Genomic DNA, 13,598 nt, shown 5'->3' with positions numbered 1-13,598 from the left:
TCTGAGAGGCACCCGACCCCGGGTCGGTCAGCGGCGAGCCAGGCGGCGTACGACCACCAGGCCGAGGAGGCCGACCAGCACCGCGGCGGCGCCGGGTGCGGCGGCACGCGCGAAGCCGGCGGGCGCGGTGCCTGGCCCTCGGGGTGCGGCTGGCCGGGCGCCTGGGTCATCGCCTGCGGCAGCGCGCGCCGGATCTGCTCGAACTGGGCGCGGGCGGCCATCTGCTGGGCGTAGATCGCGGTCTGGATGCCGTGGAAGAGGCCCTCGAGCCAGCCGACAAGCTGGGCCTGGGCGATCCGGAGCTCGCCCTCGGAGGGCACCGTGTCGTCGGTGAACGGCAGCGCGAGGCGTTCGAGCTCCTCGACGAGCTCGGGCGCGAGCCCGGCCTCGAGCTCCTTGATCGAGGCCTGGTGGATCTCCCGGAGCCGGTTGCGGCTGGCCTCGTCGAGCGGGGCGGCCTTCACCTCCTCGAGCAGCTGGCGGATCATGCTGCCGATCCGCATCACCTTGGCCGGCTGCTCGACGAGGTCGGTAATGGCGCGCTCGTCGCCCTCCTCGCCGCCCGTGCCCTCCTCGGGCTGCAGCGCCGAGGCGGGCACCGAGCCCATCGGCTGCCCGTCGGGCCCGATGATCACGACCTGCTGCTCCTGCTCGTCCTGTCCGCCCTGCTCGCTCATGCCTCCACCGTATCCATCCGTCGTTCGCCTCAGACCGTGAGCAGGATCTTCCCGCTGTGCTCCCCGGACTCCATCAGCGTGTGCGCGGCCGCCACCTGGTCCAGCGGCATCGTGCCGTGCACCACCGGGCGGACCCGGCCGTCGGCCACGAGCGGCCACACGTGCTCGACGACCGAGGCGCAGATCGCCGCCTTCTCCTCGGCCGGACGGGCCCGCAGCGTGGTCGCGATGATCGCGCCGCGCTTGCGCAGCAGCTTGTTGATGTCGAGCTCGGCGCGGGTGCCGCCCTGCATGCCGATGATCACGAGGCGGCCCTCCGTGGCGAGCGCGTCGAGGTTGCGGTCGAGGTACTTCGCTCCCATGTTGTCGAGGATCACGTCGGCGCCCCGGTCCCCGGTCGCGGCCCGCGTCTCGGCCACGAAGTCCTGCTCGCGGTAGTCGATGGTCACGTCGGCCCCGAGCGCCGCGCAGGCGGCCCGCTTCTCGGCGGTGCCGGCCGTGGTGAGCACCCGCGCCCCGTGGTGGTGGGCGAGCTGGAGGGCGAACGTCCCGATGCCGCCCGCGCCGCCGTGCACCAGGAGCGCCTCGCCCGGCTGGAGCCCGGCCACCATGAAGACGTTCGACCACACCGTGCAGGCCACCTCGGGCAGCGCGGCGGCGGTGACCAGGTCGACGCCGTCGGGCACGGGCATCAGCTGCCCGGCCGGTACGGCGACCCGCTCGGCGTACCCGCCCCCGGCCAGCAGCGCGCACGCGGGATCACCGACCGACCAGCCGGAGACGCCCTCGCCGACGGCCGCGACCGTGCCGCTGCACTCCATGCCGATCACGTCGGAGGCGCCCGGTGGCGGCGGATAGAAGCCCTGCCGCTGCAGCAGGTCGGCGCGGTTGAGCCCGGCGGCCGCCACCGCGAGCACGACCTCGCCGGGTCCGGGCTCCGGGTCCGGCAGCTCGGCGACGGACAGGATCTCGGGGCCGCCGGCCCCATCGGCGATCACGGCACGCATGCGGTCAGCCTAGGAGGCTGCTGCCCGGCCGCCGGCGACCGCCCGGTCGGTCACTCCTCGTCGTCGTCCTCGCCCTGCTCGTCCTCGAAGACGTCGCCGGAGTGGTCGACGACGCTGTCGTCGGGCACGGGGTCGTTGATGTCGTCGGGGTCGGGCGCGTTGGCCGGCCGGTCCCACCCGTCGGCCAGGGCCTGCGCCTTGGCGGCGAGGGCCTCCACGGCCTCGGGATCCGCGCCCTGCGAGCCCGCGGCGAACCCGAGGAGGTACGTCGTGATCGGCGCCGCCGGCCGGGCGACGTTGTGAGCGGCGGCGCGGGCCAGGTCGAGGACCAGGGCCTCGTCGAGCTCGGTGTCCACATCGAGCACGTCGCTCAACTCGTCGATCCAGTCGTGGAGGTTCACGAGGCACAGATTTCCGTCTCGTCGCGCGGCCCGCAACCCCTCGTCACGAGTCTCACAGGTCGGGTCCCAGGTCGCGCAGGTCCGCCCACGTGTCGACGTCGCGTCCCTCGTCGCCCTCCGGCGGCACGTCGACCAGGTCGAGACCGCTCAGCAACCGCCGCAACGCCATGCCGTGCTGGCCCTCGTGGTCGGGCCGCACCTCGTCCAGGCGGGCCGGGTCCAGGACCCCCGCCAGCTGCCGGTGGCCCTCGGCATCGGTGAGGAACGCGCCGTCGTGGCCGGCCGCGGCCTCGTACAGCCGGCGGAACGTCCACGACGTCACCCGCGGCATGTCGACCGCGAGGACGCCGAGCGTGCGCGGCACCCGCACCAGCGCGTCGCGGCCGGTGAGCAGCCCGGCCACGGGGCCGCCGTACCGAGGGCTCTCGCGGACGAACGTCACGGGGCGGGTGGTCGGCACGGGGTCGCCCACGACCACGACCTCGGCGGCGTCGAGCAGCGCCTCGAGGGCGTGCTCGAGCAGGGTCCGGCCGAGGTACTCCACCGACGCCTTGTCGGCGCCGTCCAGCCGCGCGGCGCGGCCGCCCGCGAGCACGATCGCGCAGAAGCCCACGGCGTCCGGGGGGAGGACCATGCCGGCAGTCTCCCAGGCGGTGGCACGCTTGGCTGCGTGCCCCCCGACACCACCCCCGCGCGCCTGCGGATCGCCCTGGTCCAGCACGCCTCCGGCCTCGAGCCCGAGGCCAACCGCCGGCTGCTCGCCGAGCTGACGCCCGCCGACAGCGACCTCGTGGTGTTCCCCGAGGCGTTCGCCCGCGACTTCGGCGAGGCGGGCTCGGACGTCAGCGCGTACGCCGAGGCCGTGACCGGGCCGTTCGCGACCGAGGTCGACCGGGTGGCCGCCGAGCGGCGCACCACCGTCGTGGCCGGCATGTTCGAGACGGGCCCCGACCCGGCCCGCCCGTACAACACCCTGGTGGTCCGCGGCGCCGCGACCGCGTCGTACCGCAAGGTGCACCTGTACGACTCCTTCGGCTACCGCGAGTCCGACCGGCTGACGCCCGGCCCGACGTCGCCGGTGGTCGTCGTGACGGTCGGCGGGTTCCGGGTCGGCCTGATGACCTGCTACGACCTGCGCTTCCCGGAGCTGGCCCGGGCGCTCGTGGACGCCGGGGCCGAGCTGTTGCTGGTGCCGGCGGCCTGGGTGGCCGGCCCCCGGAAGGTCGACCACTGGCGCACGCTGCTGCGGGCGCGCGCGATCGAGAACACCGTGTTCGTCGCGGCCGCCGGCCAGCCGGGACCGCGCTACACCGGCCACTCGATGGTCGTCGACCCGCTCGGCGACGTGCTCGCCGAGGCGGGCGACGAGGCCACCGTCGTGCGGGCGACCGTGGACCTCGAGACGCTCACGCGGGCGCGGGCCACCAACCCCTCGCTGGCCAACCGGCGTCTGTAACCTGACCTCCCGTGTCCAGGTCCGCCCCGCGTCGCCGAGCCGAGCGGCCGCCGTCGCGCCGCGCCCGCGCGGCGACCGGTCTGCGCACCCGTGCCGAGCGGGTCGCGAGCTCCTGGGTTCCGGTCGTCGTGTGGACGGTCGTGGTGCTCGCCGGGTTCGGTGCGCTGGTCGCGTGCGTCGCCGAGGTCGACGTGGGCTGGCTGTGCGGCGCCGGGGCGATCGCCGTGGTGACGGCGTACTCCTGGGCGCTCGCGGCCCGCACCGGGGGGCGCCCGATCGTCGTGGGACTGCTGGCGCTCGTGCTCGGCGTGGTGGCGGTCGTGAGCGACGACGACTCGCTGCGCACCGGGGCGGCGGTGCTGACGTGTGCGGTCTCGGCGGTGCTGGCGGTGATGGTCACGGTGCCGGCGGTGCGGTTCGTGCACGTCGTGCGGGAGGTGCTGATCGCGGTCGCGGTCGCCGCCGTCGGCGCGCTCGCGACCGTCGGGTTCGAGCCGGTCGCCACGGTCGAGCGTTTCGAGTACGCCGCCCTCGCGCTGTCCTTCCTCGGCGCGCTGGCCCTGGTCTACCGGCTCGGCGCCGGCCTCCACGGGCTCGGCCGCCGCGGGGTGGTCACGGTGCTGGTCGGCAGCGTCCTGCTGGCCGTGATCTTGGCCTACGCCGAGCTGCTGCGCCGCTACGGCACCCCGGGTCTGATCGACTCCCTGCTCGACGTCGCCGACTGGAGCCGCGACCACCTGGGGGCGTTCCCGCGGCCTCTCGAGGCCCTGCTCGGTGTCCCCGCGCTCGCCTGGGGCACGCACATGCGAGCCCGGCGGCGACAGGGCTGGTGGGTGTGCGCGTTCGGCGTCGCCGCGACGCTCCCGGTCGCGGTCGCGCTGGTCAACCCCTCGATCTCGATGCTGGAGAGCGGTCTCTCGGCCCTGTACGGCGTCGTGGTCGGCCTGGTCCTCGGTCTGGTCCTGATCCGCCTCGACCTGGCGCTCACGGGCCCCGCCGGCGGGCGGGGCCGACGGGGCCGCCGCGACGAGGAGGCGGCCGCGTTGCGGCCCGAGCCGAGCCGGACCCGGGCCCTGTTGTGACCGCTCCGGTGCCCGCCGTGAGCTCGCCGTGAGCCGGTCGTGAGGCCTCGGGTGGGGGCTACGGGCAAGTAGCCGCTACGTTCGCAGCATGGCGCGCGAGCAGGTGAGCGAGATCGTGGCGGAGATGGTGGCCAACGTGCTGAGCGTCGCGGTCGCGCCCGGGGACGCGGTCGCGGCCGGGGACACCGTCGTGCTGCTGGAGTCGATGAAGATGGAGATCCCCGTGCTGCTCGAGACTCCGGGTGTCGTGCGGGCGGTCAAGGTCGCCCCCGGCGACGTCGTCCAGGAGGGCGACGTGCTCGTGGAGATCGTGCGTAGCTGACCCGCACGGCGGCGTCACCGCTTCGGGGGCAGGACCTTGAGTGGGATGAAGGTGTAGCGGTAGTCCGCGACGCCGTCCGCCCCCCAGGCCCCGGTGCGGCCCAGCACCGAGATCCAGAGCCAGCGGCCGGCGAGTCGCCGGGGAACCCTGAACGTCGCGACCATCGCGTCGGCGGAGTCCACCGAGACGACCGCCGCCTTGCCGGAGGTGTTCGCCGTCCAGTCGTCGGAGGTGAAGACCGAGCGCCGCTTGGAGGTCCACATGCGGGTGGAGATGTCGGCCCGCGCCTCCCAGGTGCCCTGCGGCCGGAGGCGGTACCTGCGGCCGGCGTACACCGAGTAGGTGCCGCGCACCTTGGGGACGGCCACGTCCAGCCGGCTCGGGTGGTCGATGACGCGGTAGGAGAACGCGGCGGGCTCGCTCTCGGTGGCCTGGGCCTCGCCCGGGTGCTCTCGGACCGTCACGGTGTGCTGGCCGTCGGCGAGGTCACCACACGGAAGCCCGATCGTGAACGCATCCGGGACCGGCTGGCCGAGTCCGTCGTACTGGTGGGAGGCGCCGGCCCCGTCTCGTCCCTCGACGGAGATCGCGTAGTCCTCGGCGTCGCTCGGGGTCTGGTCGGTGAACTCGACGCGCACGACGCACGAGATGGGGAGGTACCCCGAGAGCCCGCCGGTCTCGGTGCTCAGGCCCGCGGTCTGGATGACCGGCGCGGTGTCGGGGTCGGCGGCATGGGCGGTGCCGCCGGGGACGAGGGAGATCAGCACGGCCGAGACGAGAGGGAGCGCGAGGGCCACGAGGCGGTTCATGGCGACAACGTAGGAATCCCGCGCCGCGCCGGAGGGCGGGTCGGCGTGATCTCGGACGATCGTGGACACGCCGGCGGCGCGACTGGGTCGATACGGCGGTCGCGAGCTCCTTCGTCGCTCGCGCGCCTACTCGACCTGGCTGCTGGATCCGAGCCCTCGCACGCTCAGGCTCGGGCAGCTCACCGCAGAGGGGGCGGGATTCGAACCCGCGGTAGGTCTCCCTACGACCGCTTTCAAGGCGGTTCCGATCGGCCACTCCGGCACCCCTCCGTGCCCGGGCGGGCCCGGGGCACCCGACGAGTGTAGGGGCGGACCTCCCGGCGGCTACTCCGAGCCGCCGAGCTCGAGCTCGACCTCGTCGTAGGCCAGGTCGTGGAGCCGCTGGGCGTGCCGGCCGATGTCGACGACCAGCCGGTCCAGCTCGGCGCGCACCGGCTCGACGTCGAGGCTCTCCAGCACGGCCGGGCCGAGGGCGCTGAGGCGGCCGAGCAGCGCGGTGCGCTCGCGCAGGACACTGCCGGTGCGGGCGATCAGCCACCCCTCGTCGGCGTACTGCGCCTCTTCGAGGAGGGTGTCGCGGACCCGCGCCATCTGCTGGCGCACCGCCCATCTCCAGCTGCCTTCGGACACTCCTGGCTCGTTCAACGACTCCAGGGCCCGGCGCAGCCCCTGCAGTGCGGATGACATCCCGGTCGTGGTGACGGTCATCGGAACCTCCCGGTGGCCCGGAGCGATGGGGGAGATTCGAGTGTCACCCGCGTCGGCCCCCACCACAACCCACTGCAGCCTGTGAATCCGGTGTCTTGTTCAATCAAGGCATGGCCGCTGCCAATCCCGACCCCCAGACGTCCGACTATCGGCTCGCCCCGGCGTTCGCCGCGCGGTTCGTGGGGGTGCTGCTCGTCGTCCTCGCGGTGCTCCTGGTCGTGGCCACCGTGTTGGTGGCGCTCCTGCGACTGCCCTTCGTGGTGCTCCTCGTGGTCGTGGTGCTGGGGGTCGTCGGGGTCCTCGTCGCCGCCGTCGTGGTCGCCCAGCGGGTGGCGGTGGTCCACCTGGGCCAGGACGGCTACCGGGTGCGGCTGATCCGCGGCGCCGGCGTCACCGAGGCCCGGTGGCGCGAGGTCGCGGAGGCCGGCACCGCGAGCCCCGGGGGGATCCCGGTGGTGGTGCTGCGGCTCTCCGACGGCCGCACCACCACGATCCCCGTGCAGGCACTGGCCGCCGACCGCGAGGAGTTCGTCCGCGATCTCCAGCGTCACCTCCAGGACGGCCAGGGTCTGCGCCCGCTCTGAGGGCGCGGTGAGGTACGCCGCGGGGCCCGGCGTGGGCCCTGATTGGTCGTCGGCCCCGCCGCCTTGTAGCCTGTCCGGGCTGTCGAGGAGGCGTCGCCTAGTCCGGTCTATGGCGCCCGCCTGCTAAGCGGGTTGAGGGCAAACCCCTCTCGCGGGTTCAAATCCCGCCGCCTCCGCCAGCCGAACCGCCCCGCCGCGAGCATCCCGGCCGGGGCGGTTCGCCGTCTGTGCCGGCCGGTCGGTGGTTCCGGACCGCCGGTGTCCGGGGAGTTTCCCCGACTCGCCGCGCCGGCGGGGAGCGGTGACTAGCCTGGGTGGGAGCAGAACGGTTTCGGGGGTTCGTAGATCGATGGTGGACAAGGTTCCGGTCGGTGGGGGTCTCGGCCTGCGAATCTCCGGGGAGCTGCGGCAGGCGGCCTTGGATGCGGCGGCGGTCCTCCAGGTACGGCGCAGCGAGCTCGTCACCCGACTGAGCCGCGGCCTGCCGTGTGAGGCGACTGTCGTCGCCGGTGGTACCAACGCCGACATCAACCGTTGGATGAGCGACGACTGCCGCCGGTGGCGTGACCTGCTGTCGATCCAGCCGAGCGGCTACGTGCCGCAGCTGCAGGCCAGCCTTCCGCAGAACCGGCGGCTGCTCGCCAACGGTCTCCAGATGGTCAGCCTCTTCCACCTCGACGGCCTCGACGCCGAGGCTCGCTGCCTCCTCGCCGGCGAGCCTGAGGGCGAGTACCGCGTCGGCGTGTGCCCGGTGCAGATGAAGATCATCGACCGCCGCTACGTGCTCCTCAGTGGGCCGGCCGAGGGGAACCGAACGACGGTGATGGCGGTGACGGCGGCCGAGTGCCTGGACGCCGCGTGGCGCTACTGGCACGCCGCGGTTGCCGCGTCCTTCCCTGCCACGGAGGGCGTCCCTGCCGGGCTGTCGCAGCTGACCCAGCGCCAACGCCAGGTGGTGGCGCTGCTCACCGTCGACACCCGAGACGAGGCCATCGCCGAGGCGCTCGACGTCAGCGTCCGCACGGTGCGCTCGGACATCGCGGACCTGATGGAGGTGCTCGGCGTCCGCTCCCGGTTCGCGGCCGGTGCCCGGGTCAAGGAGCTGCTGCGCGAGGCGTGAGCGCGCTGACGGGTTCGGACGTCCAGCTTTCGGGGTCTGGCACGGGCTGAAGGGGTGGCGGAGGAGGCGGGCAGTGGAAGCCGCCCGATTGGCTTGTCCTCGACCCGCTCAACGTGCGGGCGTCATGGACCCGGGCGACGTGAGTCCTGGCCCGAACGGCCCAACAGCGCGGACCCCGGCCGGGGCGTTCACCGTCCGTGCGATGGCACGAGGTTTCGGACCGCCGGTGTCCGCGGAGTTTCCCCGTCTCGCCTCGTCGACGGAGAGCGGTGACTAGCCTGGGTGGGAGCAGAACGGTTTCGGGGGTTCGAGGATCGATGGCGGACAAGGTGGCGGTCGACGACAGCTTTGCCGCGCGGATTCCGGCGGAGCTGCGTCAGGCGGCGCTGGACGCCGCTGCGGTTCTCCAGGTCCGGCGCAGCGAGGTCGTGGCTCGGCTGGAGCGGGGCGAGTCTTGCGGAGCGACCGTGGTCGCCGCCGGCAGCAACGCCGACCTCAACCGGTGGATGCGCGACGACTGTGTCCGGTGGCGCGATCTGCTCTCCGTCAAACCGGCTGGGTTCGTGCCGCAGCTGCAGATCAGCCTCCCGCAGAACCGACGGCTGATCGCCGACGGGCTTCAGATGATCAGTCTGTTCAGCATCGAGGCGACCGGCCCGGAGAGTCGGTGCCTGCTGGCCGGCGAGGAGGTCGGGGAGTACCGGCTCGGCGTCTGTCCGGTGCAGATGAAGGTCATCGACCGGCGCTACGTCCTCCTCAACGGACCGTGTGAGAACGAAGAGTCGTCGATCATGGAGGTCACCGCTCCGGACTGCCTAGACGCCGCCTGGCGCTATTGGCACGCGGCGTTGGCTGCGTCCATCCCGGCGGAGGAGGGCGTCCCGACGGGATTGTCACGGCTGACCCCCCGCCAGCGTCAGGTGGTGGCGTTGCTCACCGTGGACACCCGTGACGAGGCCATCGCCGAGACCCTCGACATCAGTGTGCGGACGGTCCGCTCGGACATCGCCGACCTGATGGACGCACTGGGTGTCCGGTCCCGGTTCGCCGCCGGCATCCGGGTCAAGGAACTGCTGCGCGACCTCTGAGCCCCGCGCGTCGCTCGCGTGTGGGACCGCGACCTCGATGAAGTCGGGGGATCGCGGTCCGGCTCCGCCGCCGCTTGCCGCGTTGCAGGTTGTTGCAACTCGCGCGACGGCCGGGTGCAGTTCTGACTACTCTGCCGACCGGAGCCGCCGGGCCCGTCGGTGGGACTGCCACGGGGGATGGTCCGACCGGTGGGCCCCGGCTCCGCCAGTGCCCCGCGCTGGTACCCGGCCAGGGCGGGTGCGAAGCGTTCTGGCGGTTGCAGAAAAATGCAATGCAGATTCTTGAGGCACCCGTTTGTTCGCCCGCCGCACACGCGCGCGCCCACACTAGGGGCACCGGGTCTTCCGTGGGGCTCGCGTAGAAGGTGGAGAGGGAACATGAACATTGCTCGCAAGGTCGCCGTCGCGTTCGTGACCGCCGCGCTCAGCATCGGTCTGGTGTCGATCTCGGCTCCGGCGCAGGCCGACACCAGCTGGCCGTACCGCACCATCCCCGGCGGCACGCGCTGACGCTCACCAGCTAGGTCGAGTCGGGGACCCAACTCACCCCCACTTGTTCGGTCCCAGTGCCACCCCCCCGGCCCGGCTCGACCACCACGACGAAGGGCAGTGACCTCGGGTCGCTGCCCTTCGTCGTGTCTTCCCATCAATTCTCAAGTGCCTGGTCTTCCGCGCCATCGGCGTCGTCCACGTCGTCCTCGTCCTGGCCGGTGAGGCCGAGCGTCCCAATCGTGTAGCCGAGTTGGAAGCGGGTCTCCGCCTCGAACTCCTCCTTGAGGTCGGAGATGTACCCGGCGTAGGTGCGCGGGCTGACCCCCAGTCGCTTGGCCGACACGGGGTCGGAGTGGCCCTCGATCAGCATCCGGAGCGTCATCGATCGCTGCTCGGCCGCGATGTCCCGCATTACCGAGGCCTCGCGGCTGCTGAACGGTCGACCACGCTCCCACGAGCGTTCGAAGACGTCGACCAGGTAGGCCACCACGGAGGGCTCCCGCACGGCGACGACCACCCGCAGGGTCTCCTTGCTGGGAATGATCGCGACCTGCCGGTCGACGATGATCATCCGGTTGAAGAACTCGTCGACCGTGCGAACCTCACCGCCACGCTCGGTGACGGCCGCGACGTACTTGCGGGTGACGTTGTTCCGACGAGCACTGTGCTGGTAGAGCGTGCGGATCTTGGCGCCACGCTCGAGCAGCGCGGTGTCGCGCAGCACGACGTGGGGCAGTGCCTTGGTGTCGCGGATGGCCTGCGGCTGGGCCGTGAGCACTTCCTCCTCACACTCGGCGACCAGCGAGGCGATGAAGGGGTCGATCTGCTCGGTCTCGAGATAGGTGAACGGCCCCCCGACGACGGCGTGCGGCGCCCTCTTCCACGCGTGGTTGAGAGACCCGAAGGCGTTCGCCCACCGCGACGACTCATTGAGCAGGCGCGCACCCTCCTGGCCCAATGGCGAGACCACACGTGACTGCACAGCGGATGGATCCTGCGCCTCCCATTGCGAACCGTCCGTGCTGAGCTTGGCCAAGCCCATGCGGCGGAGCAGTTCGAGGGCCTCGCCGAACTCTCCGCCGGGCAGAATGCGCGGATCGTCGGCGCGGAGACCGGCGGTCAGGACCAGTTCCCCGAACAGCGCGGTGCCGGCGCCCTCGAACAGAGCGCGTTCCTCGGGCCCGAAGGTCTCCACGCTCCCCACCCCTCTCGCACACCCCCCGTGATGCCAGTGAGAGCGATGATTCCACAGGTACCGTGCGCGAGGGGCCCCGCCCGGCATCGGACGAGGCCCCTCGTGGGACTGCGGGTGGCGGCGCTCAGCCGCCCAGCCGGGCGCGCAGCCCGTCGAGCTCGGTCCAGAGCACGGCCGGCAGGTCGTCGCCGAACTTCTCGAACCACTCCTGGATCTGCGGCACCTCGGCTCGCCACTCCTCGACGTCGACGGCGAGCGCCGCCTCGAGGTCCTCGCGGGACATGTCGAGGCCCTCGGTGTCCAGCGACTCGGGCGTCGGCACGTGACCGATCGGCGTCTCGACCGCGGCGGCCTGGCCGTCGATGCGCTCCACGACCCACTTCAGCACCCGGCTGTTCTCGCCGAAGCCCGGCCACAGGAAGCCGCCGTCGGCGTCGCGCCGGAACCAGTTGACGTAGAAGATCCGCGGCAGCTTGGCGGCGTCGTTGTCCTTGCCGACCGTGATCCAGTGGTTGAAGTAGTCACCCGCGTTGTAGCCGATGAACGGCAGCATCGCCATCGGGTCGCGACGCACCACGCCCACGGCGCCGACCGCGGCCGCGGTCGTCTCCGAGGAGAGCGTGGCGCCCAGGAACGTGCCGTGCGTCCAGTCGCGTGCCTCGAAGACCAGCGGCACGGTGGTCTTGCGGCGACCGCCGAACAGGATCGCGTCGATCGGTACGCCGCGCGGGTCGTCGTACTCGGCGGCCAGGATGTCGCACTGCTTGATCGGGGTGCAGTAGCGGCTGTTGGGGTGGCTGGAGAGGAAGTCGCTCTCCGGCGTCCACTCCTCGCCCTTCCACGACGTCGCCTTCGCGGGGGTGTTCTCCAGCCCCTCCCACCAGACGTCGCCGTCGGGGGTGAGGGCGACGTTGGTGAACACCGAGTTGCCCTTGTTGATCGTGCTCATCGCGTGCGGGTTGGTGTGCTCGTTGGTGCCCGGCGCGACGCCGAAGAAGCCGTACTCGGGGTTGACCGCCCACAGCCGGCCGTCCTCGCCCACGCGCATCCAGGCGATGTCGTCGCCGAGCGTCTCGACCTTCCAGCCGGGGATCGTGGGCTTGAGCATCGCGAGGTTGGTCTTGCCGCAGGCGCTGGGGAACGCGGCCGCGACGTACTTCACCACGCCGGCGGGCGAGGTGAGCTTGAGGATCAGCATGTGCTCGGCGAGCCAGCCCTCGTCGCGGGCCATCACACTGGCGATGCGCAGGGCGTAGCACTTCTTGCCGAGCAGCGCGTTGCCGCCGTAGCCCGACCCGTAGGACCAGATCGCCCGCTCCTCGGGGAACTGCACGATGTACTTGGTGTCGTTGCACGGCCACGCGACGTCGGCCTGGCCCGGCTCCAGCGGGTGACCGACGGAGTGCAGCGCCGGCACGAACTCGGCGTTCAGCTCCTCCATGCGCGCCAGCACGTTGCTGCCCATGCGCGCCATCACCCGCATGGAGGCGGTGACGTACGCCGAGTCGGTGATCTCCACGCCGAACATGGGCTTCTCGGCGTCGAGGTGGCCCATCACGAACGGGATGACGTACATCGTGCGACCCCGCATGCAGCCGGCGTAGAGGTCGCGCATCAGCGACTTCATCTCCTGCGGGTCCATCCAGTTGTTCGTGGGGCCCGCGTCGCGCTCGTCGACGGAGCAGATGTAGGTGCGGTCCTCGACGCGCGCCACGTCGATCGGGTCGGAGGCGGCGTGGAAGGAGTTCGGCTTGAGGTCGGGGTTCAGCCGGGTGAAGGTGCCGCTGGCGACCAGGGCGTCGGTCAGTGCGACCCACTCCTCGTCCGAGCCGGTGCACCAGTGGATGTTGGCGGGCTGCGTCATCGCGGCGACCTCGGTGACGAAGTCGAGGATGCCCGGGTGGGTGCTGGGCGGGCCCGACAACTGGGTCGTAGGTGCGGTGATCGGTGCCTGCGTCTCGGCGGTCATGGCCTGGTTCCCTCTCGCGGATTCGCGGCGACCCCCGGGGCGGGGTCGCCGGCCGTCGACCTGGTCGACGGTGTGTCGTGGAGTCGGTACGGATCGCTCGGCGTCGTCGACGGCGACTTGCTGGGACCCGGGAGGCGACGCCGGGACCGCCGTCGGGACCCCTGGGGTGCGGCGACAGTACCCCCGCAAATCGGACCCAGCACATTGGATCGTTCAACGGTGCGTGCGCTGGATCACAGACCTCGCGAAGTGGTCCGAATCAGGCTCTGTTGAGCCTTTTTCGGGTCAAAGTACGCCGGCTGCGGCGGGCGTCCCAGCGCCCGCCCGGGGTGCCTCCGGCGGCGGCGCCGGGGCCGCGGTGATGGTACCGATTTCGGACGCGGTCACGGGGTCCGCTATCCTCGTCGCGTCGCTCACCTCGGTGTGCGGCGGGCGCCCGTAGCTCAACGGATAGAGCATCTGACTACGGATCAGAAGGTTTGGGGTTCGAATCCCTACGGGCGCGCCAAACGAAACCGCAGGCAGTTCCCCCGCTGGCCTGCGGTTTCGTCATTTCGGCCCGACGCGCCGAGAAGATCGCCATGGAACGGGGCACCAGCTCGGTCGGCACGCAGATCTTCGACACGATTCGGGCCACGCCCCACCCTGGAGAAGCGCACCGGCGTCTTCACCGAATACGTGGCCTGAC

Annotated in this window: 15 protein-coding genes, 3 tRNA genes and 1 pseudogene; 9 read left to right on the top strand and 10 right to left on the bottom strand. The window is 72.0% G+C overall.

The genetic code is table 11. The annotated features are described in order from the left end of the window. Positions 1–119: 119 nt before the first annotated feature. From VGD85_RS02290 to mobA, 4 genes and pseudogenes are all read right to left on the bottom strand, one after another. Positions 120–677: pseudogene (locus VGD85_RS02290) on the bottom strand (bacterial proteasome activator family protein); the annotation flags it as partial. Between the two features lie 29 nt (positions 678–706). Continuing rightward, entirely contained in the window at positions 707–1,684 is a 978-nt protein-coding gene (locus VGD85_RS02285) for an NAD(P)H-quinone oxidoreductase (protein ID WP_331061831.1), read from the bottom strand. 50 nt (positions 1,685–1,734) lie between these two features. Continuing rightward, entirely contained in the window at positions 1,735–2,085 is a 351-nt protein-coding gene (locus VGD85_RS02280) for a DUF6457 domain-containing protein (protein ID WP_331061830.1), read from the bottom strand. Between the two features lie 52 nt (positions 2,086–2,137). After that, positions 2,138–2,719, bottom strand: a complete 582-nt coding sequence (gene mobA, locus VGD85_RS02275; protein WP_331061829.1) for a molybdenum cofactor guanylyltransferase — start codon at positions 2,717–2,719, stop codon at positions 2,138–2,140. A gap of 36 nt (positions 2,720–2,755) precedes the next feature. Here mobA and VGD85_RS02270 point away from each other — a divergent pair, with 36 nt between their 5' ends. The 3 genes from VGD85_RS02270 to VGD85_RS02260 all read left to right on the top strand — a co-directional run bounded on the left by VGD85_RS02270 (position 2,756) and on the right by VGD85_RS02260 (position 4,945). After that, on the top strand, positions 2,756–3,541 hold the full coding sequence (locus VGD85_RS02270) for a carbon-nitrogen hydrolase family protein (RefSeq protein WP_331061828.1): 786 nt from the start codon (positions 2,756–2,758) through the stop codon (positions 3,539–3,541). A gap of 11 nt (positions 3,542–3,552) precedes the next feature. Then, the gene (locus VGD85_RS02265) at positions 3,553–4,623 is read left to right on the top strand and encodes a hypothetical protein (RefSeq protein ID WP_331061827.1); all 1,071 of its coding nucleotides are present in this window, start codon (positions 3,553–3,555) and stop codon (positions 4,621–4,623) included. Positions 4,624–4,711: 88 nt separating this feature from the next. Then, positions 4,712–4,945 (top strand): biotin/lipoyl-binding carrier protein, encoded by a 234-nt coding sequence (locus VGD85_RS02260; protein WP_331061826.1) that lies wholly within the window; start codon positions 4,712–4,714, stop codon positions 4,943–4,945. 14 nt (positions 4,946–4,959) lie between these two features. Here the strand turns inward: VGD85_RS02260 and VGD85_RS02255 are convergent, their stop codons facing one another. The 3 genes from VGD85_RS02255 to VGD85_RS02245 all read right to left on the bottom strand — a co-directional run bounded on the left by VGD85_RS02255 (position 4,960) and on the right by VGD85_RS02245 (position 6,462). Further along, positions 4,960–5,754, bottom strand: coding sequence for a hypothetical protein (locus VGD85_RS02255; RefSeq protein WP_331061825.1), 795 nt, complete (start codon positions 5,752–5,754; stop codon positions 4,960–4,962). A gap of 185 nt (positions 5,755–5,939) precedes the next feature. Continuing rightward, a tRNA-Ser gene (locus tag VGD85_RS02250) sits at positions 5,940–6,024 on the bottom strand. Between the two features lie 54 nt (positions 6,025–6,078). Next, a complete protein-coding gene (locus VGD85_RS02245; RefSeq protein WP_331061824.1) occupies positions 6,079–6,462 on the bottom strand; it encodes a hypothetical protein in 384 nt (127 codons plus the stop codon). A 110-nt stretch (positions 6,463–6,572) separates the two neighbouring features. Between VGD85_RS02245 and VGD85_RS02240 the strand changes: the two genes are divergently transcribed. The 5 genes from VGD85_RS02240 to VGD85_RS02220 all read left to right on the top strand — a co-directional run bounded on the left by VGD85_RS02240 (position 6,573) and on the right by VGD85_RS02220 (position 9,764). Continuing rightward, positions 6,573–7,046 (top strand): hypothetical protein, encoded by a 474-nt coding sequence (locus VGD85_RS02240; protein WP_331061823.1) that lies wholly within the window; start codon positions 6,573–6,575, stop codon positions 7,044–7,046. 86 nt (positions 7,047–7,132) lie between these two features. After that, positions 7,133–7,225 (top strand) — tRNA-Ser (locus VGD85_RS02235). 359 nt (positions 7,226–7,584) lie between these two features. Further along, a complete protein-coding gene (locus VGD85_RS02230; protein ID WP_331061822.1) occupies positions 7,585–8,166 on the top strand; it encodes a helix-turn-helix transcriptional regulator in 582 nt (193 codons plus the stop codon). 329 nt (positions 8,167–8,495) lie between these two features. Next, positions 8,496–9,254, top strand: coding sequence for a helix-turn-helix transcriptional regulator (locus VGD85_RS02225; protein ID WP_331061821.1), 759 nt, complete (start codon positions 8,496–8,498; stop codon positions 9,252–9,254). Positions 9,255–9,632: 378 nt separating this feature from the next. Further along, a complete protein-coding gene (locus VGD85_RS02220; RefSeq protein WP_331061820.1) occupies positions 9,633–9,764 on the top strand; it encodes a hypothetical protein in 132 nt (43 codons plus the stop codon). A gap of 136 nt (positions 9,765–9,900) precedes the next feature. Here the strand turns inward: VGD85_RS02220 and VGD85_RS02215 are convergent, their stop codons facing one another. Beyond that, entirely contained in the window at positions 9,901–10,941 is a 1,041-nt protein-coding gene (locus VGD85_RS02215; protein WP_331061819.1) for a LuxR family transcriptional regulator, read from the bottom strand. A gap of 124 nt (positions 10,942–11,065) precedes the next feature. Then, positions 11,066–12,910: a phosphoenolpyruvate carboxykinase (GTP) gene (locus tag VGD85_RS02210; RefSeq protein WP_331061818.1), complete on the bottom strand. Its 1,845-nt coding sequence runs from the start codon at positions 12,908–12,910 to the stop codon at positions 11,066–11,068. Between the two features lie 432 nt (positions 12,911–13,342). Here VGD85_RS02210 and VGD85_RS02205 point away from each other — a divergent pair. Next, positions 13,343–13,418 (top strand) — tRNA-Arg (locus VGD85_RS02205). Here the strand turns inward: VGD85_RS02205 and VGD85_RS02200 are convergent. Further along, the coding region (locus VGD85_RS02200; protein WP_331061817.1) for a hypothetical protein at positions 13,405–13,598 on the bottom strand (194 nt) is incomplete at its 5' end. The genes VGD85_RS02205 and VGD85_RS02200 overlap by 14 nt on opposite strands.

It is taken from the genome of Nocardioides sp. (genome assembly GCF_036401255.1).
Lineage (GTDB): Bacteria > Actinomycetota > Actinomycetes > Propionibacteriales > Nocardioidaceae > Nocardioides.
Note: the sequence above shows the minus strand (reverse complement) of the source record. Positions and strands in the feature narration are given on the sequence as shown.

What these genes read in the sequence shown, in the direction of transcription:
- VGD85_RS02285 (WP_331061831.1), bottom strand. Translation starts at nt 1,684, where the DNA reads ATGCGTGCCGTGATCGCCGATGGGGCCGGCGGCCCCGAGATCCTGTCC.
- mobA (WP_331061829.1), bottom strand. Translation starts at nt 2,719, where the DNA reads ATGGTCCTCCCCCCGGACGCCGTGGGCTTCTGCGCGATCGTGCTCGCG.
- VGD85_RS02260 (WP_331061826.1), top strand. Translation starts at nt 4,712, where the DNA reads ATGGCGCGCGAGCAGGTGAGCGAGATCGTGGCGGAGATGGTGGCCAAC.
- VGD85_RS02255 (WP_331061825.1), bottom strand. Translation starts at nt 5,754, where the DNA reads ATGAACCGCCTCGTGGCCCTCGCGCTCCCTCTCGTCTCGGCCGTGCTG.
- VGD85_RS02245 (WP_331061824.1), bottom strand. Translation starts at nt 6,462, where the DNA reads ATGACCGTCACCACGACCGGGATGTCATCCGCACTGCAGGGGCTGCGC.
- VGD85_RS02240 (WP_331061823.1), top strand. Translation starts at nt 6,573, where the DNA reads ATGGCCGCTGCCAATCCCGACCCCCAGACGTCCGACTATCGGCTCGCC.
- VGD85_RS02230 (WP_331061822.1), top strand. Translation starts at nt 7,585, where the DNA reads ATGAGCGACGACTGCCGCCGGTGGCGTGACCTGCTGTCGATCCAGCCG.
- VGD85_RS02220 (WP_331061820.1), top strand. Translation starts at nt 9,633, where the DNA reads ATGAACATTGCTCGCAAGGTCGCCGTCGCGTTCGTGACCGCCGCGCTC.
- VGD85_RS02210 (WP_331061818.1), bottom strand. Translation starts at nt 12,910, where the DNA reads ATGACCGCCGAGACGCAGGCACCGATCACCGCACCTACGACCCAGTTG.